General features: G+C 39.8%; 1 tRNA gene. It reads right to left on the bottom strand.

The features are described 5' to 3' along the window. Positions 1-183 precede the first annotated feature (183 nt). Positions 184-274, bottom strand: a tRNA-Ser gene (locus WR49_RS20760). Between the last annotated feature and the right edge of the window lie 115 nt (positions 275-389).

Below are 389 nucleotides of genomic sequence, written 5' to 3'. Positions count from 1 at the left end.
GTGATGATATCACCTCTAACTAAGTGACCAAATTCACCGTACCACTACATAATAAGATGATTTAGGAAACTCTGACAGTATCCGCAAGTGAATTAAGTGCGTGTGTAAATATTTGGATGGTACATAATGATTTGAAACAGATATGAAAAAAGCCCGCTGATTTCTCAGCGGGCTTTTTAATGGTGGTGGAGGGATAGGGATTTGAACCCTAGAACCGCTATTAACGGTTGCCGGTTTTCAAGACCGGTGCTTTCGACCACTCAGCCATCCCTCCAACAATTTGTCATCAACAGATTAGTACACTGTAGATGTTGTTACATGTATACACAGGTAACGATACCTTTTTGTCTTCACTTTCAAAAAAGTGAAAATAAATAAGAGCCTGGCGA

The sequence above is a fragment of the Vibrio sp. ECSMB14106 genome, from assembly GCF_000972265.1.
Taxonomy (GTDB): domain Bacteria; phylum Pseudomonadota; class Gammaproteobacteria; order Enterobacterales; family Vibrionaceae; genus Vibrio; species Vibrio kanaloae.
The sequence above is the reverse complement of the archived record's forward strand: the minus strand, read 5'-3'. Positions and strand labels throughout refer to the sequence as shown.